Here is a 24,401-nt window from a genome sequence, read left to right on the forward strand (position 1 = left end):
TAGCCCTCTTCGCCTTCGTTATGCAAATACGCTTTAATCAAACAGCGGACGGCCACAGCCGTTTACGCTTGGACACTACTGCAGTAAGAAAGGAGTGGCTTCAATGAGTTTGAGTTGGGAATCGATGTTAATAGCGATTATTTCGTTCGGCATTTTGTACTGGTTTCTGAACAAGTACGCGTTCGGTCCATTGTTCGGTGTAATGGAGAAGCGCAGACAGTTGGTGCTCGAACAGATGAATACAGCGGATTCCAGCCGTAAAGCTGCTGAACAGCAAATGGAAGAGCAGAAGGCAGCGCTGCAACAAGCGCGCAAGGAAGCCTACGAAATTATCGAGCAAGCGAGAACGACAAGCTCGAAGCAAGCGGACGATATCGTGCAAACGGCAAAATCCGAAGCTTCCCGCCTGAAAGACGACGCTCTCAAGGATATCGAAAGCGAGAAAAACAAAGCGATTGCAGCTCTTCGTTCCGAAGTTGGCGGCATCTCCGTTAAGATCGCATCGAAAATTATCKAGAAGCAAGTGGATGAGAAGGCACAGGAGCAGTTGGTTGATCAATACCTGAAAGAAGTTGGAAGCAAATGAGCCGCGATACGGTCGTAGCGAAGCGCTACGCTAAAGCGTTGTTCGAAGTTGCCGCTTCACAGCAAATCGTTGCTGAAGTGGAAGCTGAACTGAAACTGATTGCCACTGCTGTGGAACAGGACGCGGACGTTCAAAAATTTCTTTCTTTGCCTAACATTGACCCAAGCAAAAAAGTTGCGGCAGTTAAAGCGGCCTTCGGCGACAGCATCTCCGCGCTCGTTCTAAATACAATCGAAATTCTTATTTCGCGCAGACGGCAAGATATTCTTGTCGACGTGTACGCAGCGTATACGAAAATCGCGGGAGAAGCGCTTGGTCAAGCGCATGCAACGGTATATTCCGCGCAATCGCTCAGCGGCGAGGAGCTTGCTAACGTAGCAGCTCAATTCGGGCAATTGACCGGCAAAAAAATTATTGCGCAGCAAATCGTGGATCCTTCCCTGCTCGGCGGCGTACAAGTGCGCATCGGCGACCGTCTGTACGACGGAAGCTTGTCCGGCAAGCTGGATCGTTTACAAAAATCGTTTAAAATCTAATGCATGGTAGATAGGGGTGAACGAATTGAGTATTAGACCTGATGAAATCAGCACGCTGATTAAACAACAGATCGAAAACTATAAATCCGAAATTCAAGTTGTTGACGTCGGCACCGTAATCAATGTCGGTGACGGTATTGCCCGCGTACACGGCTTGGAAAACGCGATGCAGGGGGAACTGCTCGAATTCGCTAACGGTGTTGTAGGCATGGCCTTGAACTTGGAAGAAAGCAATGTCGGTGTCGTAATCCTCGGACCATACACGGACATCCGCGAAGGCGACCAAGTGAAACGTACGGGCCGTATCATGGAAGTACCAGTCGGCGAAGAGCTTCTTGGCCGCGTAGTTAACCCGCTTGGTCAGCCGCTTGACGGCAAAGGACCAATCAACACGACTCAATTCCGTGCAATTGAATCGCCTGCACCAGGCGTTATCGACCGTAAATCGGTTCATGAGCCTATGCAAACAGGCATCAAAGCGATCGACGCAATGGTACCGGTTGGCCGCGGCCAACGTGAGCTTATCATCGGCGACCGTCAAACAGGTAAAACAGCGATCGCTATCGATGCGATCATCAACCAAAAAGGCAACGGCGTGAAATGTATCTACGTTGCGGTTGGTCAAAAACAATCCACTGTTGCTAACGTAGTAGAAACGCTTCGCCGCCATGGCGCGCTTGACTACACAATCGTTGTAACGGCTGGCGCTTCCGAACCAGCTCCATTGCTCTTCCTGGCTCCTTATGCAGGCTGCTCGATGGGTGAATACTTCATGTACAAAGGCGAGCACGTTCTCGTTATCTATGATGACTTGTCGAAACAAGCGGCAGCATACCGTGAGCTTTCGCTCTTGCTCCGTCGCCCACCGGGTCGGGAAGCTTACCCTGGTGACGTATTCTACCTGCACTCCCGTTTGTTGGAGCGCGCTGCGAAGCTTAGCGACGCAAGAGGCGGCGGTTCTTTGACTGCATTGCCATTCATCGAGACGCAAGCATCCGACGTATCGGCTTACATTCCTACCAACGTAATCTCGATCACGGACGGTCAAATCTTCCTTGAAGCCGATCTGTTCTACTCGGGTCAACGTCCAGCGGTTAACGTTGGTATCTCCGTATCCCGTGTCGGCGGTTCCGCTCAAATTAAAGCGATGAAGAAGGTAGCCGGTACGCTCCGTCTTGACCTTGCGGCATACCGCGAGCTTCAAGCGTTCTCGCAATTCGGCTCCGACCTCGACAAATCGACGCTTGCCCGCCTTAACCGCGGTGCGCGCACGATGGAAATTCTTAAGCAAGACGTTAACATGCCGATGCCGGTTGAGAAGCAAGTTATCTCGATCTACTCCGCTGTTAGAGGTCACTTGGATGAAATTCCAGTTGGCGACATTCTTCGCTTCGAGAAGGAGTTCCATGCGTACCTGGATTCGAACAGCCCGGAAATCGGCCAATCGATCCGCGATACGAAGGACCTCGCTGGCGACAACGAGAAAGCTCTCGTTGACGCAATCAACAAATTCAAGAAAAGCTTTGCCGTAACGGCTTAGAAATATATCGTCTGCGCCCGTCCTACTTCAGTCCGGGCGCAGCTTCCTTACTCCTCCAACACCAGGCTTTGAGCATGCTGCGTAAGCTGTATGCGCAAGGCAACAAAGGCGGGTGAAACAAATGGCAAAAGGTATGCGCGATATTAAACGCGAGATTAAGAGCAAACAAAATACGAAGCAGATCACGAAAGCGATGGAGATGGTTGCGGCTTCCAAGCTGAGAAAAGCACAGGAAGCAGCGACAGCGTCCCGTCCTTACGCGGATAAGCTGAAGGAAGTTGTGGCTAGCATCGCAGCCGGCACGAAGGATGTGAAGCATCCGATGCTGGAAACGCGTCCGATTAAGAAAACGGGTTACCTCGTTATTACTTCGGACCGCGGTCTTGCAGGCGGCTACAACTCCAACATTCTTCGTAAAGTAACGCAAACGATTCGCGAAAATCATAAATCCACCGACGAATATGTATTGTTCGTTATCGGACGCAAAGGCCGGGATTTCTTCCGCCGCCGCAATATGCCGATCGTGGAAGAGGTTATCGGTTTGCCCGATGCCCCTACTTTCGCAGACATCAAGTCGGTCGCGTACTCCGCAGTGAAGAACTTCGCTGAAGGTACGTACGACGAGCTTCACCTGTACTACAATGAATTCGTCAATGCGATTACTCAAATTCCGACAGCAGTACGCTTGCTGCCGCTGGAAGATGTGAGCGGCAAAGGTTCTGTTGCATCGTATGAATACGAGCCATCAGCTGAAGGCGTGCTTGAAGTGCTGTTGCCTAAATACGCGGAAACGCTTATTTACAGCGCGGTATTGGACGGCAAAGCGAGTGAGTTCGGCGCTCGTATGACGGCAATGGGCAGCGCGACGAAAAACGCGAACAAAATGATTAACCAATTGACTCTTACGTACAACCGTGCGCGTCAAGCGGCGATCACGCAAGAAATTTCGGAGATCGTTGCCGGAGCGAACGCTCAATCGTAACTATAGATTTGCACTGTTACCGCGGGACGCTTGCGATAAGCGCCAGCCCGGGTGCAGTAACAAGAAGGAACCAGGAGGGAAAACCATGAAAAAAGGACATGTTGTATCCGTCATGGGTCCGGTCGTAGACTTAGAGTTCGAACGCGGCAGTCTGCCGGAAATTTTGAACGCTGTCAAAATCGAGCAAAAGGGCGAAGCAGGCGGCATCGATATTAATCTGACGCTTGAAGTAGCTGTTCACCTCGGTGACAATAAGGTACGTGCCGTAGCTATGAGTACGACTGACGGTCTAGTACGCGGTATGGTTGCTGTTGATACAGGCGCAGCAATCACAATCCCGGTTGGAGCGGCAACGCTTGGCCGTGTATTCAACGTACTTGGCCAACCAATTGACGAAGCTGGCGATGTAACATCGGCAATCAACTTGCCAATTCACCGTCCGGCACCTGCTTTCGACGAATTGTCCACGCAAGCGGAAATTCTTGAAACAGGCATTAAAGTAATCGACCTTCTCGCACCATACGCAAAAGGCGGTAAAATCGGCCTCTTCGGCGGCGCGGGCGTAGGTAAAACGGTTACGATCCAAGAATTGATCAACAACATCGCGCAAGAGCATGGCGGTATCTCCGTATTCGCAGGTGTAGGTGAACGTACTCGTGAGGGTAACGACTTGTACCATGAGATGAAGGATTCCGGCGTACTTAGCAAAACAGCGATGGTATTCGGTCAAATGAACGAGCCTCCTGGCGCACGTCAACGTGTAGCTTTGACTGGTTTGACAATGGCTGAGTATTTCCGTGATGAAGAAGGTAAAGACGTTCTTCTGTTCGTCGACAACATCTTCCGTTTCACGCAAGCAGGCTCCGAGGTTTCGGCCCTTCTAGGCCGTATGCCTTCCGCGGTAGGTTACCAGCCAACGCTGGCAACTGAAATGGGTCAATTGCAAGAGCGTATCACGTCGACGAAAAAAGGTTCGGTTACTTCGATCCAAGCGATCTACGTACCTGCCGATGACTACACGGATCCGGCTCCTGCAACGACGTTTGCCCACTTGGACGCTACGACGAACTTGGAGCGTAAAATCTCCGAGATGGGTATCTTCCCGGCGGTTGATCCGCTCGCGTCGTCTTCCCGTATCCTTAGCCCTGGCGTATTGGGCGAAGAGCATTACAACGTAGCTCAAGGCGTTAAGAAAATTCTTCAACGCTACAAAGAGCTTCAAGATATTATCGCAATCCTCGGTATGGACGAGCTGAGCGAAGAGGACAAATTAACCGTTGCTCGCGCACGTAGAATTCAACTCTTCCTGTCCCAACCGTTCCACGTTGCAGAGCCGTTCACAGGCACGCCTGGTAAATACGTTCCTGTTAAAGAATCCGTTCGCAGCTTCAAAGAAATTCTCGAAGGCAAACATGATGACCTTCCGGAAGAAGCCTTCCGTTACGTAGGTGTAATCGAAGAGGCCGTCGAGAAAGCCAAAACGCTGCAATAGTAGCGAAGGGCGGGAGGAATCCACATGAGTACCTTTTTGGTCGAAATAGTAACTCCGGAGCGTAAAGTATACGCGGAGACTGCGAATATGGTTAGCGTAACAGGCGTAGAAGGCGAGCTCGGTATTTTGCCGAATCACATTCCGCTTGTAACGCCGCTGCGCATCGCTCCCGTAACGATCAAACGCGATGGCAATAAAGTTGATATCGTAGCCGTTAACGGCGGTTTCATCGAAGTACGCAAGGACAAGATCGTTATTCTTGCCGAAAGCGCTGAACTCGCTACCGATATTAACCTTGAACGTGCGGAAGCTGCCAAGCAGCGTGCGCAACAACGTTTGAATGCTAAGCGTGATGAGGTTGACTACCGCCGCGCAGAGCTTGCTCTGCAACGCGCAATGAACCGTCTGAACATTAAGCAGAAGTAATCCAATGCACCAAGAGCACTGCCTAAGCCACTCGGCCTGGGCAGTGCTCTTTTTGTTATATTTAAAATAATATTGTAGAAAAGGTTGACATTGAAAATGAGAATCCTTATCATAGTGGAAGTGGTGAGAGAGATTATCAATATGGGGGAATGAAAGAAATGAAACGTTTGAAACTAATGAGCTTGATGTTGGCAGCGATGGTGGTGTTTCTAGCTGCATGCGGCGGCAACGCGAACAGCGGGAACACGAACAATGAAGGCACAGCTAATACGGAACAAGCTAACAATACAGCTACAAATGCTCCTGCTGCAGAGGACGATTCCGTCCGTACGATCAAGCATGCTATGGGCGAGACGGAAATTAAGGGTACTCCGAAGAAAGTTGTCGTACTGGAATGGACGTATGCAGAGGATCTGCTCGCGCTTGGCGTTCAACCGGCTGGCGTAACGGATATCGAGAACTACAACGTATGGTACGGTTATTTGGAGCAAAAGCTGAACGCGGACGTTGTTGAGCTTGGAACGCGTCAAGAACCGAGCTTGGAGACGATTACGAGTCTTGCACCTGATCTCATTATCGGCGTTAAATTCCGTCATGAAGCGATATACGATCAACTGAAAGCAATCGCGCCGACGTTGATCTTCAATCCGTATCCAGAAGAAGGCGGACTTGACCAATATAGCGAAATGGAAGAAACGTTCCTCGCAATCGGCGACGCTGTAAACAAGAAAGCCGATGCAGAGAAAGTATTGACTGATTTGCACGCTTCATACGAAGATTCGAAGGGCAAGCTAGCCGCTGCCGGTAAAGAAGGACAATCGATCGTCATGACGCAAGCTTGGAGCGCGGAGGGCGTTGCGACATTCCGCCTGTTCACGGACAACTCGATGGCGATGTCCATTCTAAGCAAGATCGGTTTGAAAAACGCGCACAAAGACGAAGCCTTCCAAATGTACGGTTACTCGGAAGGTTCGCTGGAAGCTTTGACAAAGGATGAAACGAAGCAAGCAAGCTTGCTTTACACGATTAGCCCTGACGACACCGTGTTTAGCGAATTGCTTCCGAAGAACGATGTATACAACAATCTTCCGTTCGTAAAGGAAAACCGCCTTTACAACCTTGACGGCATCTGGCCATTCGGCGGCCCGCTGTCCGCGGAACTTCTAGCAAATAAAGTAACTGACCTGCTTACGAAATGAGTCTAAAAGCTGTTAGCAAGAAGCATACGCAACAAACGATGAAGAGCCCTGTGCTGCTAGCCGCAGCCGGGCTCCTTCTGCTTGCTGTGCTGTCAGCCCTTCATCTGACGCAGGGAGAAGCCGATCTCCCGCTCAAGACTACGATTACCGCCTTATTCTCTGCAGAGCCGCAGATGGAGCATCAGATATTATGGACGCTGAGATTGCCTCGGACTCTTATTGGCATCCTTGTCGGCGGCGCTTTGGCCGTCGCGGGTGCTCTGCTGCAGAACGCAACGCGCAATCCGCTTGCGTCTGCCGCTACGCTTGGCATTAACGCAGGGGCATTCTTTGCCTTAACGATCTGTACGATCTTTTTCCCGGTGATGGCTCACTCTTATCCGTTTCTATTAACTTGCGCCGGAGGTGCTGCCGCAGCGCTGCTTGCGTTTACGATGGCTGGCGGGGCGAAGGCTTCACCGGTTAGACTTGCTCTGTCAGGTATGATCGTTACAATGGCGCTCAGCTCGGGAGTAGCTGCCTTGCAGCTGTACTTCGAGCAGAAAACGATGGGACTGTTCTTGTGGGGCTCAGGCTCTTTGGTGCAAAACGGCTGGGGCGGCGTGCAGCACGCATGGCCATGGATCATCGGCGGTGTCGTTCTAGCTTGCTTGTTAGCCGGCAAATGGGACCTTATGGAGATGGACGAGGATACGATTACTTCCCTTGGTCAGAAGGCATGGAAGCTGCGCTTCTCGGGAATCGCGATAGCTGTTGTGCTCGCTGCTATCGCTGTCAGTGTCGTTGGCCCGATCGGTTTCGTCGGACTCATCGCACCGCATCTGATGCGTATGCTTGGCGCCAAGAGACATATTGCGCTGCTGCCTACGTCGTTCATCTGGGGTGCGGTTATCGTGATCGCTTCCGATACGGTCGCGATGCAGTTTAGGCATTCGCTTGGACCGCTGCCGGCTGGAGCGATAACTGCCCTGATCGGCGGACCGTGGCTCGTATGGCTTGTCCTGCGGACGGTTAAAGCGAAGCGTGAAGGAACGCCTCAGGCTACTTCCGCTTCTTCGGTTAAGCTTGCGCGCGTTCCGTATGGCATATGGGTTGCAGGAGCGTTCCTCCTGCTGGCGGCAGCGATTGTCGCGAGCTTGGCATTCGGAAGCTTGCGTATTCCAGTCGGCGATGTGATATCCGCTTTATTCGGCAATGGCGATGAGCAGGTGAAACGTTTGGCTATCGATATGAGGCTGCCTCGTACCTTGGTTGCCGCTCTTGCAGGCGCTACGCTGGCGGTCAGCGGCTTGCTTCTGCAAGGCATCGTACGCAACCCGCTCGCCGATCCTTCTATTATTGGCGTGACAGCTGGCGCAAGCGTAGGGGCTATGCTGCTGATGGCCGTATTCACTGGATTGTCCGTTCAATGGCTTCCTGCCGGAGCGTTCATCGGAGCGGTGGCTGCGTCATCTCTTGTATTCCTTTTGGGCAGGAAAAGCGGTTTTCAACCCGCTGTCGTTGCCTTGCTTGGACTGGGCGTATCCGCCGCGGGAAGCGCGATCGTGCAAATCCTGGTCCTTCGCATGAAGATGACCGTTGCATCGGCGCTCGTCTGGCTTGCAGGAACGACTTATGCGCGGACCTGGGACGACTTCTGGCAGTTGATCTACTGGCCGCTTATTTTGCTGCCAATCGCGTGGGTACTGGCTCGACGAATTGATATTTTACAATTTTCAGATACGACGGTGACCAATCTGGGCTTGAAGGCAGATCGTGCGAGGCTGCTGATTGGCGGCCTAGGCGTGGCGCTTGCCGCCGCGGCAGTATCTGTAGTCGGTTCGATCGGATTTATCGGTCTGATTGCTCCACATATAACGAGAATGCTCGTAGGGCCGCATTATCGCAGACTTGTTCCCCTAACTGCCCTTCTTGGTGCTGTGCTGCTTGTGCTCGCCGATATGATCGGTCGCTCGGCTCTAGCGCCGAAGGAAATTCCGTCGGGCTTGATTGCGGCTCTGATTGGAGCCCCCTATTTCATGTGGCTGATGTGGCAGGCAAACCGAAAGAAAAGCAGATGATGTCAGGTATTATTCGTGTTTATGGCCACTTTTTATGAGATTCACGTCAAACAAGGACGGTTTTCGACAAAATAATAAAACTTCTGCATGAAATATCCATCAACCTATGTTAATATAATTAACATTAGTAGATAGAGAAGAGCAGGAGGAGTGCGACATGTTCGATTGGTTAGGGATGAAGGTTGGGTTTCCACTCTGGATTTCTTGGCAATTAAACAAAGATTTGAAGGACGATGTTGAGCAGAGCTTCGAGGGGATCGCGGATACGCGCAAGGAGCTGCTCTCATCGTGGGCGATGGAGAACTGGGACCAGCTCGATCAACTGGCGGGGCAATTGAAACCTGCATTTACCGGAATCGGGTCTAAGCTATCCGCAGCAGATCAGCCTTCGATCGAACGATTGCTTGAACGTACATATGCACGCGCAATTGACGTGACGGAGCTCTTCATTATGGATGAGCAGCATACCGTTATCTACTCTACGTTTGCCGATCATATCGGACAATCGTATCGTTCGGGCAGCGCCATCTATAACGGTTTGGTCTATGCGACGCAAGAAGGCAGCTTGCGCAAATGCTTGTTCGGACCTTATAGCGATCCGATTACGTTGAAGCTAGGCGCACGTTCTTCCTCCTTCCACGATAAAATGACGTTATTATTCATCTGCCCGTTCAAGACGGAGAGCGGTGCTTGGGCTGCGGTTTGCGCGCGTGTGCCGAATGATGTCATTGGCGACCTGATTCAACGGGAATCGGGCCACGTCTATCCCGACTCGGGCGACAACTACATCTTTATGGCCGAACCGGGCCTTAATCGCCAGATCGCTCCGGGAACGGCTTTGTCGCGCAGCCGATTCGAGGATCGAACGTTCACGCACGGCGAGAACTTGAAGGATGGCGTTACAACCGACTGGGGCACGGTATCGATCAAGGAGCATACGGAGCTCGAGCTAATGTTCACCGATCCGGCGACAGGGCAGCTTCATCCAGGTGTAGCGAATACGATCAGGAACGGAAGCAATCTATTCGTTCAATTCCCGGGGTATTCGGATTACCGGCATATTTCTGTAATCGGCAAAGGGGTAACGTTCCAGCTGCCGCATTGCCCTGACAAGTGGGGCATGATGTGCGAGGGCGATCTGGAGGAAGTGTACCGGATTCGCAGTATCGGCTGGAGACAGCGCAAAATTCAATGGGGTTCCATGCTTGTTCTTAGTATGCTGTCGGCACTCCTTGTTGGGCTTATCGCTTCAGCAGTATCTCCTTGGGTTGCGGCAGCCGCTGTGTTCGCATTCACATTAATCTTCGGCGTGTTCATCGCCGGAACGATCCAGCGCAAGGAAGCGAGCAGAGTTGTTGGTCATTTGCGCAAGGTGAATTCCTTTATTCGTATGAATGCGGAAGGGAAGGGCGACTTGACGCAGCGTCTTCAACTGTCGGAGTTCGACAACGACGAATCGAAGGAGCTGGCGAAGTGGATCAACAATATGATCGACTCTCTCGAAGGCATTATGCTGCAAGTGAAGCTGGCCGCTGCGGACGTGTTGTCCAGCCAGCATGTGCTCAATGAGTCTGCCGCTGTAACGGCGCAATCGACCGAGCGGGTGAGCGGCAAAGTCAGCGATATGATCGGCAGCATTAGATTGCAGCTTAAGGATATCGATACGGCGAAGGATACAGCCGATGATATGCGAGCTACGTTAAGGCTGCTTGAAGAGCAGGCTGCGGCGCAGATAGCGGTAGCGAAGTCCGAGGTTGATCGAATCGGCGATAAGATGTTCCATATATCGGCGAAGGTCGGACAGACAAATGAGACGATTCATAAATTCATGTCCACTGTGCAGGAGATTAGAGGCGTGCTGCAAGTTATAGAAGAAATATCGGCACAGACGAATTTGCTGGCGCTGAATGCGTCGATCGAGGCGGCTCGCGTAGGCGAGCAAGGCAGAGGTTTCGCGGTAGTTGCAGCCGAAATTCGCAAGCTTGCCGATATGACGAAAAAATCAACGGAAGAGGTTCACACGATTACGCAACATATCTATGAGGAAGCGAAGCAAGCCTATGCTTCCATGGATGAAGGAACTCGGGTCGTGGAGGAAGGGACAGAGCTTGTAGCTACTGCCGCAAGCACACTGGCTGCCGCACATGCCGAGGATGTGCGCAAAACGCAGGTCGTTGACGAGGTTGTCGAGCTGATGGAGAAGATCGCGCTTGTCAGCCGAGAGAATCGAAAGGTTTCATCCGATGTTGAGGGCAAAGTGAAAGAATTGATCGGCGAGATGAGCAATGTCCGGCAGACATCGCAAAGCGTAGAATCGATTACGACGCTGTTGCAGCAATTGGTAGGACAGTTCAAGCTGACCGATACGAGAATCAGGTAAATGAGAAAGGGCCGCAGGCACCGTTATTAAATAACGGGCTTGCGGCCTTTTTTTAAAATATAGGAAAGTATAAGTTTCACTCTAATCCTTCTGCCTATATTTCTCCGGAATGAAACGCGCAGCGCCGCCAAAGGACGGCGACAGCCGTTTCACCTTGTGCGCCAAAAACTAGCATGTACATAATAATGGAATGCAAGAGGCATCCTATCCCTAATAAGTATGAGTGCAGACTATTCGGCTGTAAGGGAGCGGGAGCATATGTCGGGACGTATAGTGCAAGGCAGGCGCAAGGGCGGCGCAACAGACGAGAAGAGGCTGACCAAGGCGGTCAARCATGAATCGGAGCAAATGAACCRTATTGCGGACATGCCCCTTACTGCCTCGTTGAAGAAAAATATGGAGACGTGCAAGAATGAGCTTGGCGAAAGCCCGGATATTATTTACCGCGAAATAGAGTTAAACGACTCTAACCATACACCGATTCTGCTTATTTATGTCCAAGGGATGATCGAGGATGATCGAATGAATGAATTCGTCATTCAGCCCCTGCATCGGGACCATTATGACGCAGAGACACAACAGCAAGAATTGACGTTGCTTAAGTGGATGGAGAAGAGGCTTCTTTCGACCGGTCTGGCAATGGAAGTGAAGGATTGGAAGATGGTATTCCAAAAGCTGTTCTTGGGCTATTGCATCGTTATGGCGGAGGGCGAGACGCAAGCGATTGCCACAAACGTTGTCGGGGGCGCTCGTCGCGGAGTCGAAGAGCCGAAGACGGAGATGGTTATTCGCGGCCCGCGCGAAGGGTTCACGGAATCGATCCGCGCCAATACAGCGATGCTGCGAAGAAAGATTCGCAGTCCGAAGCTGTGGATGGAACAAATGACGATAGGTGAAGTCACGCAAACACCGGTTTGCTTCATGTACATTAAAGGGCTTGCCGGTGAAGAGATGATCGAGGATCTTCGGGAACGGCTTAATCAAATCAAGATTGACGGCGTGTTGGAATCAGGTTACATCGAAGAGCTGATAGGCGATCAGAGATGGTCCCCTTTCCCGACGATAATGAGCAATGAACGTCCGGATGTGGTTGCCGGCAATCTGCTCGAAGGAAGAATCGCTATTCTCATTGACGGTACGCCGTTCGTGCTTATTATTCCGGCTACGCTCAACGTATTTTTCCAAGCGGCGGAGGATTATTACCAACGGTTCGATATTGCAACGTTCCTGAGATTGCTTCGCTTCGCTTCTTTTATGATTGCGCTGTTGATGCCGTCGATCTATGTCGCGATTATAGGCTACCATCAAGAGATGATTCCAACGCAGTTGCTGCTGAAACTGGCGGCTCAGCGGGAGGGCGTTCCGTTTCCTGCCTACTTGGAAGCATTCATTATGGAGCTTGTGTTCGAGATATTGCGCGAAGCGGTCGTACGTATGCCTAGTGCGGCCGGCAATACGATATCCATTGTTGGCGGTCTCGTTATCGGGCAATCGGTCGTAGAAGCGGGAATCGTGTCCCCGGCGGTCGTGATCGTCGTTTCGTTCACAGCGATAGCCAGTTTCGTCTCGCCGAACTACAGTCTCGGCATCACCGCCCGGCTGCTGCGTTTCTTCCTGTTGCTGGCCGCATCAACGCTGGGTTTCTATGGTATCGCGCTCGTTACACTGTTTATACTGCTGCATCTCTGCAATATTAGATCGTTTGGCGTGCCGTATATGACACCGTTCGCGCCGATGGTGATGGCCGATCTGAAGGATACTTTCATTCGCGTTCCATTGTGGTTGATGAAGGAGCGCCCGCAACGCATCAAGTCTAACAATAAAGTAAGACAGCAGGTAGACCCAGAGCCTAGGAAGGAGCCGGGGCAATGACCGTGAAGCGAATCCGGGCTTGGCTGCGAGGAGCAAGAGCGGCTGGCCGGCCTGCACGGGTTATCGGGGCAGTCGGCGTGCTGCTGCTGCTGAGCGGCTGCTGGGACTTGCGCTATCTAGACACGCTTGGCGTCGTATTCGCAATAGGCATCGATCCCGATCCGTCAGGCAAGCAAGAGCTGCAGCTTACCGTACAAGTCGTCCTGCCGCAGAATGTGGCATCAGAGAGCAAAGGCGGAGGCGGCGGACCGAGTGTGACGTCATTTACGGAGACTGGAGACACCGTATTCGAGGCGATACGCAAAATGACGACGAAGACGTCGCGCAGACTTTTTTTCTCCCATACACAAATGTTGATCATCAGCGAGAGCATGGCGAGGCGCGGCGTTTATCCGCTTGTTGATCTTATCGAACGCAACCCCGATATCCGAACGGATATGCAGATTGCATTGGCGCGGGGAACGAGCGCTCGCAAGCTGCTGCAGACGACGACGCAGACGGAGTCGATCCCGGTCAATCAGTTTCATTCCATGATCGAGGTAAACGAGCAAGCGTATGGGACCAATTATGCGATATTCGTTAAGGACATTACTCGGTTGGCTGGTAAAGGCAGAGAACAAGGCGTTATCCCGTCCTTACGAATCGATGGAGATAAGTCAGCAGGGAATAAGATAGACAACATAACAACCATTCCTCCGGAAGCATTCCCATCCCTTGCATCGATGGGCGTACTTAAGGACGGAAAGCTGGTCGGCTTTCTGACACCTAAGCAGTCTCGCGGTCTCGCTTTTTTGAAGGGCAAGGTGAAGAGTACGGTTGTCAAGCTTGCTTGTCCGGAGTCGAAAGGCTTCTTGACGGTAGAAATACATGATGCGAAGCGCTTATACCACGTGAAGCAGGGAAAGGACGGCAATCCGATCATAGAAGCAGATCTGCTGCTTACGGGAGGCATACAGGAAATTATGTGCCCGGGCATTAAGGTGATGGAGGAGAGCGTCTTGGTGCAAATAGGTAAGTTAACGAGCGATACGGTTAAGGCGGAAGCCGAAGATGCGATTCATGTTCTGCAGAAGGATATGAATTCGGATGTGCTAGGTTGGGGCAAAGAAATATATATGCGCAAGCCGTCGATTTGGAAGCGGAAGGAAGCAAGCTGGGACGAAGATTTTCCGCTCATAAAGTCCAACATTAATTGCAAAACGAATATTCTCAGTTCAGGCATAAGAAGCGAATCTATCGTGGAATGAGTGGTCGGGATGCTTTCTTTGATAGCAGCCATGCTTATTGTGGCAAGTGTCGGTGTTCTTATTTGGGTTCTCGGCGGTAATCGCGGACAGTACAAGGAGCGCGGCTGGGCTATGTTTATATTAACGATAGCGGCTGCGCTTATCGCTTCTATGTTGCTTGGACTTCCAGTGCCGAATCCGCTGGATATGATTATGGCTCTATTTAAGCCTGTATACAATCCGCTAATCATTTGGATCGAGAAGGGGTGAATGGAATTTGAGTAAAACAGTCGGGTTGAACAACTCATTGGTGACGCCGGGGCAATCAGCGAAAATGGTTTTCATGTTCGCGATGGGAAGCTCGACGCTCATTCTTCCAACAGCCGTCACGGTCATCGCCAAGCAGGACAGCTGGGTGTCGATGCTGCTTGCGGGGCCTATTAATTATTTCGTGCTCATGATTTATTTGGCGCTTGCCGAGCGCTTTCCCAATATGTCACTGGCGCAATATGCACAGAAGCTGATCGGTGTCTGGGCAGGCAAGCTTCTCAGCATAACCTATATTATATTTTTTCTAATATTGAGCTCGCTCGTACTAAGGAATATATCCGATTTCCTAGGCTTGTCCGTATTGCCGCAGACGCCAGGATGGTTCATAAACAGCACGTTTATGATCGTTGTGGTGTATGGCGTGTACTTAGGGATAGAAACTATAGCGCGTACAGGTGAAATTCTTTTCACCTGGGGGATGCTGATCATTATCGTCATTCTCGTATCGCTCACCAACCAATTCAACTTCCACAATTTTGAGCCCATTCTGTATAAGGGATTGCTGCGGCCGATTAAGGGGGTCTATCCGATTCTCGGCTTCCCGATTGCCGAGTTTGTATTCTTCACTTCCATATTGCCGCTCGTGCAAAAACAAAGCAAGCCGAAGCTGCGCAAGGCGCTAAAGCTGGCGATGATCGTCCTTACCACTTCGAGTACGATATTGACCTTCTACCTTATTGGCGTCATGGGGGTAAGCGAAGTGACCCGAAGCCCTTTCTCGGTATACGATATGGCTAAGTATATTAATATCGAGGAAATATTGGTTAGGGTTGAAATTTTAGTGGCGATTGTCTGGATTGGAACGGTTTTTATGAAACTTGTCTTATGTGTATATGCGCTCACCGTTACAACGGCGCAGGTCGTCGGCCTCCAAACCTATAGACCGCTAGTCCTGCCTTACGCATTTATTATTGTTCCGCTGTCCATGCTCGTCTATCGTAATATCGCCCATACGAAGGAGGTTGCGATGGGGGTATGGACCTTATATTCATCGCTGCAGGGTATTATTATCCCGCTCCTATTGCTCCTTATCGCGGTCATAACCGGTAAGCGGGATTCGACTGACGGAAAGTTCGCCACCGATCAGCAAGGGCAAGAGGAGCAGCGGACGGAGCCTAAGCAGCAGGAATCGTCACAATCCGCTATGGGAGCGCAATCCGCGCCACAAGCAGGCGGGGATGACGGTTAACTCCGTCATAGACGGCTGTGGAAGCATTTGTTATAATTGTGATGAAAAAATGACCAAGCGGCACGAGTCCGCGCCAAACCAACAGACGGAGGCGACCCGAGTGGAAAACTACGCCAACAACTATGTCATGGTGGCAATTTTCATCGTACTGGGCATTTTGCTCCCGGTTGCAGCTTTGACTATCGGCAGGCTGCTTCGGCCTTATAAGCCGACGGAGCTTAAGAAAACGACGTACGAAAGCGGTAACGAACCGGTAGGTGTTGGTCAGGTTAGATTCAATATCCGTTATTATTTATTTGCATTGATGTTTGTCATCTTCGATGTCGAAACCGTTTTCTTATATCCATGGGCCGTTGCTTATAATAAGCTCGGCCTCTTTGTGCTGGTGGAAATGATCATATTTGCGGGAATGCTGCTTGTTGGACTTCTATATGCCTGGAAAAAGAAGGTGCTGAAATGGAATTCAGTCTAGAGTCAATTTCACTTGATGAGCGCAAAGAGCTGGAACGCAACGTATTTATGGGAACCTTGGAGCAGCTGAAAGCATGGGCGCGGAGCAATTCGTTATGGCCGCTTACGTTCGGCCTTGCATGCTGCGCAATCGAAATGATGGGAACGGGCGCATCGCATTACGATTTGGACCGCTTCGGGGTTATGTTTCGTACATCGCCTCGCCAGTCTGACGTTATGATCGTCGCAGGAACGGTCACGAAGAAGATGGGACCGCTGCTTCGGCGTCTATACGACCAAATGCCGGAGCCGAAGTGGGTCATTGCAATGGGCTCCTGCGCAACGGCAGGCGGACCGTATGTGAAGTCGTATTCGGTCATTAAGGGCGTCGATCAGATCGTTCCCGTCGATGTGTACATCCCGGGATGTCCGCCGAATCCGGCGGCGCTGATCTACGGCATCAATCGGCTGCAGGAGAAGATCCGCTACGAGGCGAAGACCGGGAAGCGGGTGACGGGCCGATGAGCGAGGAGCAGGATAAGCAGGATAAACCGGAGGCTGCGGAGTCTAGCGATGCAGCGAAGCCGCCGGCGCCGGCGGTAGATCCGGAGCGCGAGGCGAAGCTGAAGGCAGCGGCGGAAGCGCGGGCTGCTCGCGCGGCGGCGAAGGAGAAGGCGGATGCGGAAGCGGCGGAGGCCGCTCCTGCCGAGCCTAAGCCGCCATCGCCGAAGCAGCCGCATCTCGATCTGCTCGTCGCTCTCGTGAAGCAAGAGACAGAGGACGAAGAAGCTATCGTCGAGTCGTACTTGAACGAGCTGAATGGCGATATGCCGACGCTCGTTATACATAATAAGCATTGGCGGAGCATAGCATCGATGCTGAAGGGGCATGACGAGCTGCGCTTCAATTACTTGCGCAACGTATCCGGCGTCGATTACGAGACGCATATGGAAGTTGTGTATCATATGATCGGGCTGGACAGCAAGCTGGAAGCGGCGATCAAGGTGCGGACCGATCGGGATGCTGCATCGGTGCAATCCGCTACGCCGGTCTGGGCGACGGCGAATTGGAACGAACGTGAAATTTACGATTTGCTGGGTATCGACTTCCCGGGTCATCCCGACCTGCGGCGCATTATGATGCCCGATGATTGGGTTGGACACCCGCTTCGCAAAGATTATGAGCCGCTGGATTCGGAGGTGTAGCCGCCTGTGATTCGTACAGAAGAGCTGTTATTGAACGTTGGTCCGCAGCATCCAAGCACGCATGGCGTATTCCGAATTATCGTCAAGCTTGACGGCGAGGTCATTACGGAAGCGACGCCGGTCATGGGCTACTTGCATCGCGGCACGGAGAAAATCGCGGAAAACTTGAATTTTACACAGATTATTCCTTATACGGATCGAATGGACTACGTATCGGCCATGACGAACAACTATGTGCTCGTTCATGCGGTCGAGACGATGATGGGACTGGAAATTCCGCTTCGTGCGGAGTTTCTGCGGCTCATCGTGATGGAATTGCAGCGAGTAGCAAGCCACCTCGTATGGTGGGGTACGTACCTGCTCGATATTGGGGCGATGAGTCCGTTTCTTTATGCGTTTCGCGATCGTGAAATCATTATCGATTTGTTCAATGAGCTGTGCGGGGCGAGGCTGACTTACAACTATATGCGCGTAGGCGGAGTGAAGTGGGATGCGCCTCCGGGCTGGATGGATAAAGTGCGCGACTTCCTCCCTTATATGGAGAAGAAGCTGGAGGAATACGATAAGCTTGTCAGCGGCAACGAAATCTTCCTCGCGCGAATTAAGGGCATCGGGCAATACGATGCGGCAACGGCGATTGATTATGGACTTTCCGGAGCGAATCTGCGCTGCACGGGGGTTGATTGGGATCTGCGCAAGGCGGAGCCTTACAGCTTGTACGACCGTTTCGAATTCGACGTGCCGCTCGGCACGCGGGGCGATTGCTATGAACGCTACCGGATCCGTCTAGAGGAAATTAAGCAAAGTCTGCGTATCTTGAAGCAAGCCGTAGAGCAATTCCCGCAAGGCGGCGAGACAATGGGCAAGGTGCCTCGCGCGATAAGACCGCCTGCCGGCGAGGTGTATGTGCGCATTGAATCGCCGCGCGGCGAGATCGGCTGCCATATCGTCTCCAAGGGTAAAGCGGAGCCGTATCGTCTTAAGTTCCGCCGGCCTTCCTTCGTTAATCTGCAATTGCTTCCTAAGCTGCTTGTCGGAGAAACAATGACCAATCTCATTACGATATTGGGCGGCGTCGATATTGTCGTCGGGGAGGTCGATTGCTAATGGGAGCATGGTTAAGCGAGCCGCTCACTTGGGGCAGCGCCCTCATGATGTTCCTATGGGGTGTCGTATTCTTAGTCATCGTGCTTGGCTTCGTCACGTATGCCATATACTTCKAGCGCAAAGTCATCGGCTGGATGCAGCTTCGCATCGGTCCGAATCGCGTTGGCCCGTTCGGCTTGCTGCAGACGGTAGCCGATATCTTCAAGCTTCTGATTAAAGAAGATACAATCCCGCGAAAGGCGGACCGGCTGCTGTTCATTCTTGCGCCGGCGCTAGCTTATGTGCCCGCATTCGCTGTACTTGTCGTGCTGCCTTATACGCAAAACCTATATTTCGCCGATCTGAACGTCGGTTTACTCTATTATGTGGCGTTGTCGGGCATATCGACGCTTGCCATCGTAATTGGCGGCTGGGCTTCCAATAACAAGTATGCGCTGCTTGGGGGCATGCGCTCCGCCGCTCAAATGATTAGCTACGAGGTGCCGCTCGTCATTTCGGTAGTCGGAGTCATTCTACTGAGCGGCAGTCTTAATCTTCGCGACATTGTAGAAGCCCAATCGGGCGGCTGGTTTTGGAATTGGAATTTCCTTCCTCAGCTTATAGGCTTCGTCGTCTTTATTATCGCGGCCGTCTCCGAACTGAACCGGACGCCCTTCGATTTGCCGGAGGCGGAATCCGAGCTGGTGGCCGGCTATCATGTCGAGTACAGCGGCTTCCGCTTCGCCTTTTTCATGCTGTCGGAGTATGTGTACGTGTATGCCATTGCTGCGCTAACGACGGTGCTGTTCCTCGGCGGCTGGCATGCGCCTGCGCCTTTCCTCGATTTTGTGCCTGGCATCCTATGGTTTCTGCTCAAGTTCGTCTGCATCGTCTTCTTCTTGTTCTGGATTCGGGCGACGTTTCCGCGGATACGAGTCGATCAACTGATGGGACTCGGTTGGAAGGTGCTGCTGCCGGTGTCGTTGCTTAACGTGTTTGCGACCGCTGTCTACTTGGAGCTGTTCATCAAAAATTAAGAGGGGGAATAGGCAATGAACGGTATGCTGAAGGGCCTTGGCGTTACGCTTAAATCGATGACAGCTCCAAAAGTTACGACCTCTTATCCGGACGTGCCGATTCTGATGCCCGATCGCTTCCGCGGCATTCAGCATTTCATCCCGGATCTGTGCATCGTCTGCAACCAATGCGCGCGCATCTGTCCGACGGATTGCATTACGCTGACGGGCAAGCCGAATCCCGACCCGGAGAAAAAGGGCAAAGTGATTGATACGTTCGACTTGAATTTCGAAATATGCATCTTGTGCGACTTATGCACGGAGGTATGTCCGACGGAAGCGATTGTGATGACGAATCACTTCGAACTGTCGACGTTCAGCCGCGACGATCTGTTCAAGGACGTAGAGTGGCTGACCGATAACAACACGCTCGTTCGCGAAGATAACAACAATATCGGAGCGCCGGCCAAAGGGGGCGCCAAATAATTGTTCAATATTGATTTTACGGGAGAGTACGCCGCCTTTTTTATATTCTCCGCGATTATGATTTGCGGCGCGGTGCTGATGATTACGCTGGAGAAGGTCGTTCATATGGTCGTCTCGATGGCGGCCGTCTTCCTCGGTCTCGCCGGCATGTTCGTCCTGCTCGAGGCGGAGTTCGTCGCTTTCGTGCAAGTACTAATCTATGCTGGCGCAATTTCGATTCTGATGATTTTCGGCATTATGATGACGAAGCATCAGTCTGCGGAGCAGGAGCCAGTGAAGCCGCTTAAGGAGGCGCTTGCGATTATCGGCGCGCTCAGTCTGTTCGGGATACTGTTCTATGCCATTCGCATGACGACCTTCCCGGAGCCTGCGCCTTTCCAAGCGGGCGAAGACAATACAATGGCTATTGGCATGACGCTGTATACAGGTTATATCATTCCGTTCGAGCTGCTCTCGGTGCTGCTGACGGTAGCCTTCATCGGCGCGATTGTCCTGGCCAAGAAGGAGGCGGATTAATACGATGCTTCCATCCTACTTGACGATGGCTGCTATTTTGTTCTGCATCGGGCTGTACGGAGCTTTGGTGAAGCGGAACGCGGTCATCGTTTTGCTGTCGATTGAGCTGATGCTGAATGCGGTCAACCTGAACTTGGTCGCGTTCTCGAAATACGGTGTCGTACCGGCGCTTACCGGTCAGATCTTCTCTTTATTTACGATAACGGTGGCAGCTGCGGAAGCGGCTGTGGGTGTTGCGATCTTGATCGCTCTGTTCCGCTCGCGAGGAACGGTGAATGTGGACGAATACGACGAAATGAAGAGGTGACGTTAGCAAATGGAGATGTATACAAAGGCGGCTTGGCTTATTCCGCTGCTTCCGCTGGCGGCGTTCCTCCTTCTTACGGCGCTTGGCAGAAGCTACCGGCGTGCGGGAATTGCGATCGGCTCTGCAGGCGCATTGGCTGCGTTTCTGCTGTCGCTGCTCGTGCTGATCGGCAGGCTTGGCGATAATGCGGTCGATTATAACAAATCATTCGATTGGATTAAGATCGGCGAATATACGCTGCGTATCGGCTTCGAAGTAACGAACTTAACCTCGCTGATGCTCGTCGTCGTGACGCTCGTCAGTCTGCTCGTTAGTATTTATTCAGCAGGATATATGAAGAACGATGAGCGGATTACCGTTTACTACGGTTATGTGTCCTTGTTCACGTTCTCGATGCTTGGACTTGTCTTATCCGATAATTTGTTATCGCTTTATATATTTTGGGAGCTGGTAGGCGTATGTTCCTTCCTGCTCATCGGCTTCTGGTATGCGAAGCCAGCAGCGAAGGCGGCCGCCAAGAAGGCGTTCATCGTGACAAGGATCGGTGATGCCGGGCTGCTAGTCGCTATTCTGCTGCTCTTCTGGTACATGCCGGATCATCGGCTGGAGTTTACGATGATCCAGAGCGTTTTCGACGGACAGCCTGGCGCAATAACGACGGAGCTGTCTACGTTAATCGCGTTGCTCATTTTCTTAGGGGCGGTCGGTAAGTCCGGCCAATTTCCGCTCCATGTCTGGCTTCCTGATGCGATGGAAGGTCCGACGCCGATCAGCGCCTTGATCCATGCGGCTACGATGGTGGCGGCAGGCGTCTTTCTCATTGCGAGGACGTATGATATTTTCCTCGATTCGGCGGCAGCGATGCAAACCGTCGCCTATATTGGAGGCTTCACGGCTATCTTCGCGGCGAGTATTGCGCTGGCGCAAAATGATATTAAGCGCATATTAGCCTATTCAACCGTGAGCCAACTTGGCTATATGATGATGGCGCTTGGGCTCGGTTCGCTTACGGGCGGCATCTTCCACCTGTTCACGCATGCATTCTTCAAAGCGCTGCTGTTTCTTGGAGCGGGCAGTATTATTCATGCGGTACATACGCAGAACATTCAAGAAATGGGCGGCTTGGGCTCAAGGATGCGAACAACCGCGTGGACATTTGGCATCGGCGCACTTGCTCTCTCCGGTATTCCGCCGTTATCCGGCTTTTGGTCGAAGGATCTTATTCTATCGGTAGCGCTGGAAGAGAACAAACTGCTGTTCGTTGTCGGCCTGTTGACCGCGTTCTGCACGGCTCTATATATGGCGAGACTGTTCTTCCTCGTATTTATGGGTAAACCGCGGACATCATTAGGAGGAGCGCATGAGTCGCCATCCGTTATGACGATTCCGCTAATCGTGCTCGCAGTGCTTGCAGTCATATCCGGATTCGTGGAGACGCCTTGGAACGGTACGTTGGGCTCATGGCTAAGCGAAGGGAATATAGAGGAAGCGCATAGCAGCGGCATTGCGATTATTGCTTCTATTGCCGTTGGCGTATTAGGCATCTACCTCGGCTGGCTGATCTATGTGAAGGGCAGCGTGAGCCGCGGCATTGTTGCTGAGAAAGCGCCAGGATTGGTAAAGCTGCTTGAACGCAAGTACTATATCGATGAAAGCTATGAGCGTATCATTGTAAAGCCGTTCAAGAGTCTCGGCACACTCCTTACGGCTCTTGATGAATATGTGATCGGCGGGGCTGTCCGTCTCGTATCAGCAGCTGCCGATTCGGCTGGCAAAGCAGCAGTAAGACTGCAGAGCGGCCAAGTACAAACGTACGGCATTGCAGCCGTCCTAGGTCTCGTTATCATTGTTCTCGCTATTGTCGGAAGGAGGTTCTGGTCATGAGCATCCTGCCCGATATACCGATTCTTTCCATCATATTGCTGTCACCGCTGCTAGGGCTGGTTGTCCTATTGTTCCTCCCTAAGCATCGTGGAAGTCTATTGAAGATAGCGGCCGTCGTTACGACGCTAATCCCGCTTGCCCTCTCCTTCTGGCTGTATGCCGATTATGATAAGCAGCAGAGCGGTGCTGTTTATGAGGAGCAGCTGGACTGGATTGAAATGCCGCTCAATAAGGAGCTGCATCCGAGCGTTAGCGCATTTACGTTCAGACTTCAATATGAGCTGGGCGTAGACGGACTATCATTGCCGCTTGTTTTGCTCACTAGTCTTGTTACTGCCATGGCTGCACTTGCAGCCTTCCATGTGAAGAAACGATGGAAGTCGTTCTTCATTTGGTTTCTGCTGCTGGAGTTCGGAATGCTGGGCGTCTTTCTCGCCCGCGACGTGTTCTTATTTTTCGTATTCTTCGAGCTGACGCTCGTGGCTATGTATTTCTTAATCGGTATTTGGGGGTACTTCAACAGGGAAAAGGCTGCGAACCGGTTCTTGATCTACAACGGGCTTGGCTCGGCGATCATGTTAATAGCCTTTGTTATACTCGTGAATACGGCCGGCTTCCGTGTTGAGGCGATCGGTGAGCAGGTACAATATATCTATAGCGGCAGCTATGCGGATATCATCCGCAACATGACAGATACAGAAGCGATGGTCAATCAACCGGCCGTTAGCATGATGGGGACGATTAATCCTTTTGCGATGACGGATGGAATGCATTGGACGTTATTTATCATGCTGCTCGTTGCTTTCGGCATTAAGCTGCCGATCTTCCCGTTCCATACTTGGATGCTCAAGGTGCATACGGAAGCGCCGCCGTCTGTCGTTATGATTCACTCGGGCATATTGCTCAAGATGGGCGCGTACGGCTTGCTGCGCTTTGGTTTGCTTCTCTTCCCTGAACAAGCGAAAGCATGGGCGACTGTACTCGCCGTGTTAGGAGTCATTAATATTTTGTACGGAGCGGTGCTTGCATTCAGACAGACGGAGCTGAAGCTTGTATTGGCGTACTCCTCGATCAGTCATATGGGCATTGTACTTTTAGGTTTTGCAGCGTTCAACGAAATTGGACTGCAAGGCGCGATATTCCAGCTTGTATCGCATGGACTTATATCGGCATTGTTATTTCTTCTTGTAGGAAGCTTATATGAACGAACGGGAACGACGGAGCTCTCGGAGCTGGGAGGACTGGCAAGGTCACTGCCGTTCATGAGCGGAGTGCTGTTGGCTGCGGGACTTGCGTCGCTTGGTTTGCCCGGTCTATCAGGGTTTGTGGGCGAGCTGCTGGCGCTGCTCGGGCTGTTCGAATCGATGAGATGGCTTGCGGCGGCCGCCGTTCTCGGCATTATTTTGACAGCGGTATACGTATTAAGAAGCGTTCTAAAGATAACGTTCGGTCCAATGTCGGACTCCTATGCTGCGCTTAAGGATGCGCGGCTGATCGAAGCCGTACCGATGATCGTATTGCTTGCGTTCATCCTGTTGCTCGGCTGCTACCCGTCCATATTGACCGACACGGTGCAATACAGCATGGGTGATTTATTCGCACGATTACTTGCAACAAGGGCGGGGGGATAGAC

The 24,401-nt window shown here is 51.9% G+C and carries 23 protein-coding genes; all 23 read left to right on the plus strand.

Features of this window, described 5'->3' with window-relative positions; genetic code table 11:
• Positions 1-103: 103 nt before the first annotated feature.
• The 23 genes from atpF (at position 104) to AC1DF0_RS06390 (ending at position 24,399) form a co-directional block, all read left to right on the plus strand.
• Positions 104-586: a F0F1 ATP synthase subunit B gene (gene atpF, locus AC1DF0_RS06280; RefSeq protein ID WP_477573385.1), complete on the plus strand. Its 483-nt coding sequence runs from the start codon at positions 104-106 to the stop codon at positions 584-586.
• Positions 583-1,122, plus strand: a complete 540-nt coding sequence (locus AC1DF0_RS06285; RefSeq protein ID WP_442049507.1) for a F0F1 ATP synthase subunit delta — start codon at positions 583-585, stop codon at positions 1,120-1,122. Before atpF ends, AC1DF0_RS06285 begins: the two co-directional genes overlap by 4 nt.
• A 25-nt stretch (positions 1,123-1,147) precedes the next feature.
• Positions 1,148-2,662, plus strand: coding sequence for a F0F1 ATP synthase subunit alpha (gene atpA / locus AC1DF0_RS06290; protein WP_442049506.1), 1,515 nt, complete (start codon positions 1,148-1,150; stop codon positions 2,660-2,662).
• Positions 2,663-2,783: 121 nt separating this feature from the next.
• Complete coding sequence (atpG, locus tag AC1DF0_RS06295; protein WP_442049505.1) at positions 2,784-3,644, plus strand: ATP synthase F1 subunit gamma; 861 nt, start codon at positions 2,784-2,786, stop codon at positions 3,642-3,644.
• Positions 3,645-3,729: 85 nt separating this feature from the next.
• Positions 3,730-5,136, plus strand: coding sequence for a F0F1 ATP synthase subunit beta (atpD, locus tag AC1DF0_RS06300; protein ID WP_442049504.1), 1,407 nt, complete (start codon positions 3,730-3,732; stop codon positions 5,134-5,136).
• Between the two features lie 24 nt (positions 5,137-5,160).
• On the plus strand, positions 5,161-5,562 hold the full coding sequence (locus tag AC1DF0_RS06305) for a F0F1 ATP synthase subunit epsilon (protein WP_442049503.1): 402 nt from the start codon (positions 5,161-5,163) through the stop codon (positions 5,560-5,562).
• Positions 5,563-5,720: 158 nt separating this feature from the next.
• The gene (locus tag AC1DF0_RS06310; RefSeq protein WP_442049502.1) at positions 5,721-6,761 is read left to right on the plus strand and encodes an ABC transporter substrate-binding protein; all 1,041 of its coding nucleotides are present in this window, start codon (positions 5,721-5,723) and stop codon (positions 6,759-6,761) included.
• 38 nt (positions 6,762-6,799) lie between these two features.
• On the plus strand, positions 6,800-8,821 hold the full coding sequence (gene fhuB / locus AC1DF0_RS06315; protein WP_477573386.1) for a Fe(3+)-hydroxamate ABC transporter permease FhuB: 2,022 nt from the start codon (positions 6,800-6,802) through the stop codon (positions 8,819-8,821).
• 157 nt (positions 8,822-8,978) lie between these two features.
• On the plus strand, positions 8,979-11,201 hold the full coding sequence (locus tag AC1DF0_RS06320) for a methyl-accepting chemotaxis protein (RefSeq protein ID WP_477573387.1): 2,223 nt from the start codon (positions 8,979-8,981) through the stop codon (positions 11,199-11,201).
• 258 nt (positions 11,202-11,459) lie between these two features.
• Positions 11,460-13,073: a spore germination protein gene (locus AC1DF0_RS06325; RefSeq protein WP_477573388.1), complete on the plus strand. Its 1,614-nt coding sequence runs from the start codon at positions 11,460-11,462 to the stop codon at positions 13,071-13,073.
• Positions 13,070-14,320: a Ger(x)C family spore germination protein gene (locus AC1DF0_RS06330; RefSeq protein ID WP_477573389.1), complete on the plus strand. Its 1,251-nt coding sequence runs from the start codon at positions 13,070-13,072 to the stop codon at positions 14,318-14,320. The genes AC1DF0_RS06325 and AC1DF0_RS06330 overlap by 4 nt, the downstream gene beginning before the upstream one ends.
• 9 nt (positions 14,321-14,329) lie before the next feature.
• Positions 14,330-14,569, plus strand: coding sequence for a hypothetical protein (locus AC1DF0_RS06335; protein ID WP_477573390.1), 240 nt, complete (start codon positions 14,330-14,332; stop codon positions 14,567-14,569).
• Positions 14,570-14,576: 7 nt separating this feature from the next.
• A complete protein-coding gene (locus AC1DF0_RS06340) occupies positions 14,577-15,818 on the plus strand; it encodes a GerAB/ArcD/ProY family transporter (protein ID WP_442049496.1) in 1,242 nt (413 codons plus the stop codon).
• 127 nt (positions 15,819-15,945) lie between these two features.
• The gene (locus tag AC1DF0_RS06345; protein ID WP_477573474.1) at positions 15,946-16,290 is read left to right on the plus strand and encodes an NADH-quinone oxidoreductase subunit A; all 345 of its coding nucleotides are present in this window, start codon (positions 15,946-15,948) and stop codon (positions 16,288-16,290) included.
• Positions 16,275-16,793: a NuoB/complex I 20 kDa subunit family protein gene (locus AC1DF0_RS06350; protein ID WP_337103914.1), complete on the plus strand. Its 519-nt coding sequence runs from the start codon at positions 16,275-16,277 to the stop codon at positions 16,791-16,793. The genes AC1DF0_RS06345 and AC1DF0_RS06350 overlap by 16 nt, the downstream gene beginning before the upstream one ends.
• Entirely contained in the window at positions 16,694-17,473 is a 780-nt protein-coding gene (locus AC1DF0_RS06355; protein WP_442049494.1) for an NADH-quinone oxidoreductase subunit C, read from the plus strand. Before AC1DF0_RS06350 ends, AC1DF0_RS06355 begins: the two co-directional genes overlap by 100 nt.
• Before the next feature lie 6 nt (positions 17,474-17,479).
• Complete coding sequence (locus AC1DF0_RS06360) at positions 17,480-18,580, plus strand: NADH-quinone oxidoreductase subunit D (protein ID WP_442049493.1); 1,101 nt, start codon at positions 17,480-17,482, stop codon at positions 18,578-18,580.
• A complete protein-coding gene (gene nuoH, locus AC1DF0_RS06365; RefSeq protein WP_477573391.1) occupies positions 18,580-19,596 on the plus strand; it encodes an NADH-quinone oxidoreductase subunit NuoH in 1,017 nt (338 codons plus the stop codon). The genes AC1DF0_RS06360 and nuoH overlap by 1 nt, the downstream gene beginning before the upstream one ends.
• 15 nt (positions 19,597-19,611) lie before the next feature.
• Entirely contained in the window at positions 19,612-20,061 is a 450-nt protein-coding gene (gene nuoI, locus AC1DF0_RS06370; RefSeq protein WP_337103918.1) for an NADH-quinone oxidoreductase subunit NuoI, read from the plus strand.
• A complete protein-coding gene (locus AC1DF0_RS06375; protein WP_442049491.1) occupies positions 20,062-20,577 on the plus strand; it encodes an NADH-quinone oxidoreductase subunit J in 516 nt (171 codons plus the stop codon). It abuts the gene before it with no gap.
• A gap of 4 nt (positions 20,578-20,581) precedes the next feature.
• Positions 20,582-20,884: an NADH-quinone oxidoreductase subunit NuoK gene (gene nuoK / locus AC1DF0_RS06380; protein WP_442049490.1), complete on the plus strand. Its 303-nt coding sequence runs from the start codon at positions 20,582-20,584 to the stop codon at positions 20,882-20,884.
• A gap of 9 nt (positions 20,885-20,893) precedes the next feature.
• Positions 20,894-22,768 carry an NADH-quinone oxidoreductase subunit L gene (nuoL, locus tag AC1DF0_RS06385; RefSeq protein WP_477573392.1) on the plus strand — a complete coding sequence of 625 codons (1,875 nt, stop codon included), beginning with the start codon at positions 20,894-20,896 and terminating at the stop codon, positions 22,766-22,768.
• The gene (locus tag AC1DF0_RS06390; RefSeq protein WP_477573393.1) at positions 22,765-24,399 is read left to right on the plus strand and encodes a complex I subunit 4 family protein; all 1,635 of its coding nucleotides are present in this window, start codon (positions 22,765-22,767) and stop codon (positions 24,397-24,399) included. Before nuoL ends, AC1DF0_RS06390 begins: the two co-directional genes overlap by 4 nt.
• Positions 24,400-24,401: the final 2 nt, after the last annotated feature.

Source organism: Paenibacillus sp. 05T425 (assembly GCF_056396205.1).

Excerpts from the sequence above, each read along its gene's own strand:
- AC1DF0_RS06350 (WP_337103914.1), top strand. The coding sequence starts at position 16,275 with ATGGAATTCAGTCTAGAGTCAATTTCACTTGATGAGCGCAAAGAGCTG.
- AC1DF0_RS06285 (WP_442049507.1), top strand. The coding sequence starts at position 583 with ATGAGCCGCGATACGGTCGTAGCGAAGCGCTACGCTAAAGCGTTGTTC.
- AC1DF0_RS06330 (WP_477573389.1), top strand. The coding sequence starts at position 13,070 with ATGACCGTGAAGCGAATCCGGGCTTGGCTGCGAGGAGCAAGAGCGGCT.
- nuoL (WP_477573392.1), top strand. The coding sequence starts at position 20,894 with ATGGAGATGTATACAAAGGCGGCTTGGCTTATTCCGCTGCTTCCGCTG.
- AC1DF0_RS06390 (WP_477573393.1), top strand. The coding sequence starts at position 22,765 with ATGAGCATCCTGCCCGATATACCGATTCTTTCCATCATATTGCTGTCA.
- AC1DF0_RS06310 (WP_442049502.1), top strand. The coding sequence starts at position 5,721 with ATGAAACGTTTGAAACTAATGAGCTTGATGTTGGCAGCGATGGTGGTG.
- AC1DF0_RS06345 (WP_477573474.1), top strand. The coding sequence starts at position 15,946 with ATGGTGGCAATTTTCATCGTACTGGGCATTTTGCTCCCGGTTGCAGCT.
- nuoK (WP_442049490.1), top strand. The coding sequence starts at position 20,582 with ATGCTTCCATCCTACTTGACGATGGCTGCTATTTTGTTCTGCATCGGG.
- AC1DF0_RS06320 (WP_477573387.1), top strand. The coding sequence starts at position 8,979 with ATGTTCGATTGGTTAGGGATGAAGGTTGGGTTTCCACTCTGGATTTCT.
- atpD (WP_442049504.1), top strand. The coding sequence starts at position 3,730 with ATGAAAAAAGGACATGTTGTATCCGTCATGGGTCCGGTCGTAGACTTA.
- AC1DF0_RS06335 (WP_477573390.1), top strand. The coding sequence starts at position 14,330 with ATGCTTTCTTTGATAGCAGCCATGCTTATTGTGGCAAGTGTCGGTGTT.
- AC1DF0_RS06355 (WP_442049494.1), top strand. The coding sequence starts at position 16,694 with ATGTCCGCCGAATCCGGCGGCGCTGATCTACGGCATCAATCGGCTGCA.
- atpG (WP_442049505.1), top strand. The coding sequence starts at position 2,784 with ATGGCAAAAGGTATGCGCGATATTAAACGCGAGATTAAGAGCAAACAA.
- nuoI (WP_337103918.1), top strand. The coding sequence starts at position 19,612 with ATGAACGGTATGCTGAAGGGCCTTGGCGTTACGCTTAAATCGATGACA.
- fhuB (WP_477573386.1), top strand. The coding sequence starts at position 6,800 with ATGAAGAGCCCTGTGCTGCTAGCCGCAGCCGGGCTCCTTCTGCTTGCT.
- AC1DF0_RS06305 (WP_442049503.1), top strand. The coding sequence starts at position 5,161 with ATGAGTACCTTTTTGGTCGAAATAGTAACTCCGGAGCGTAAAGTATAC.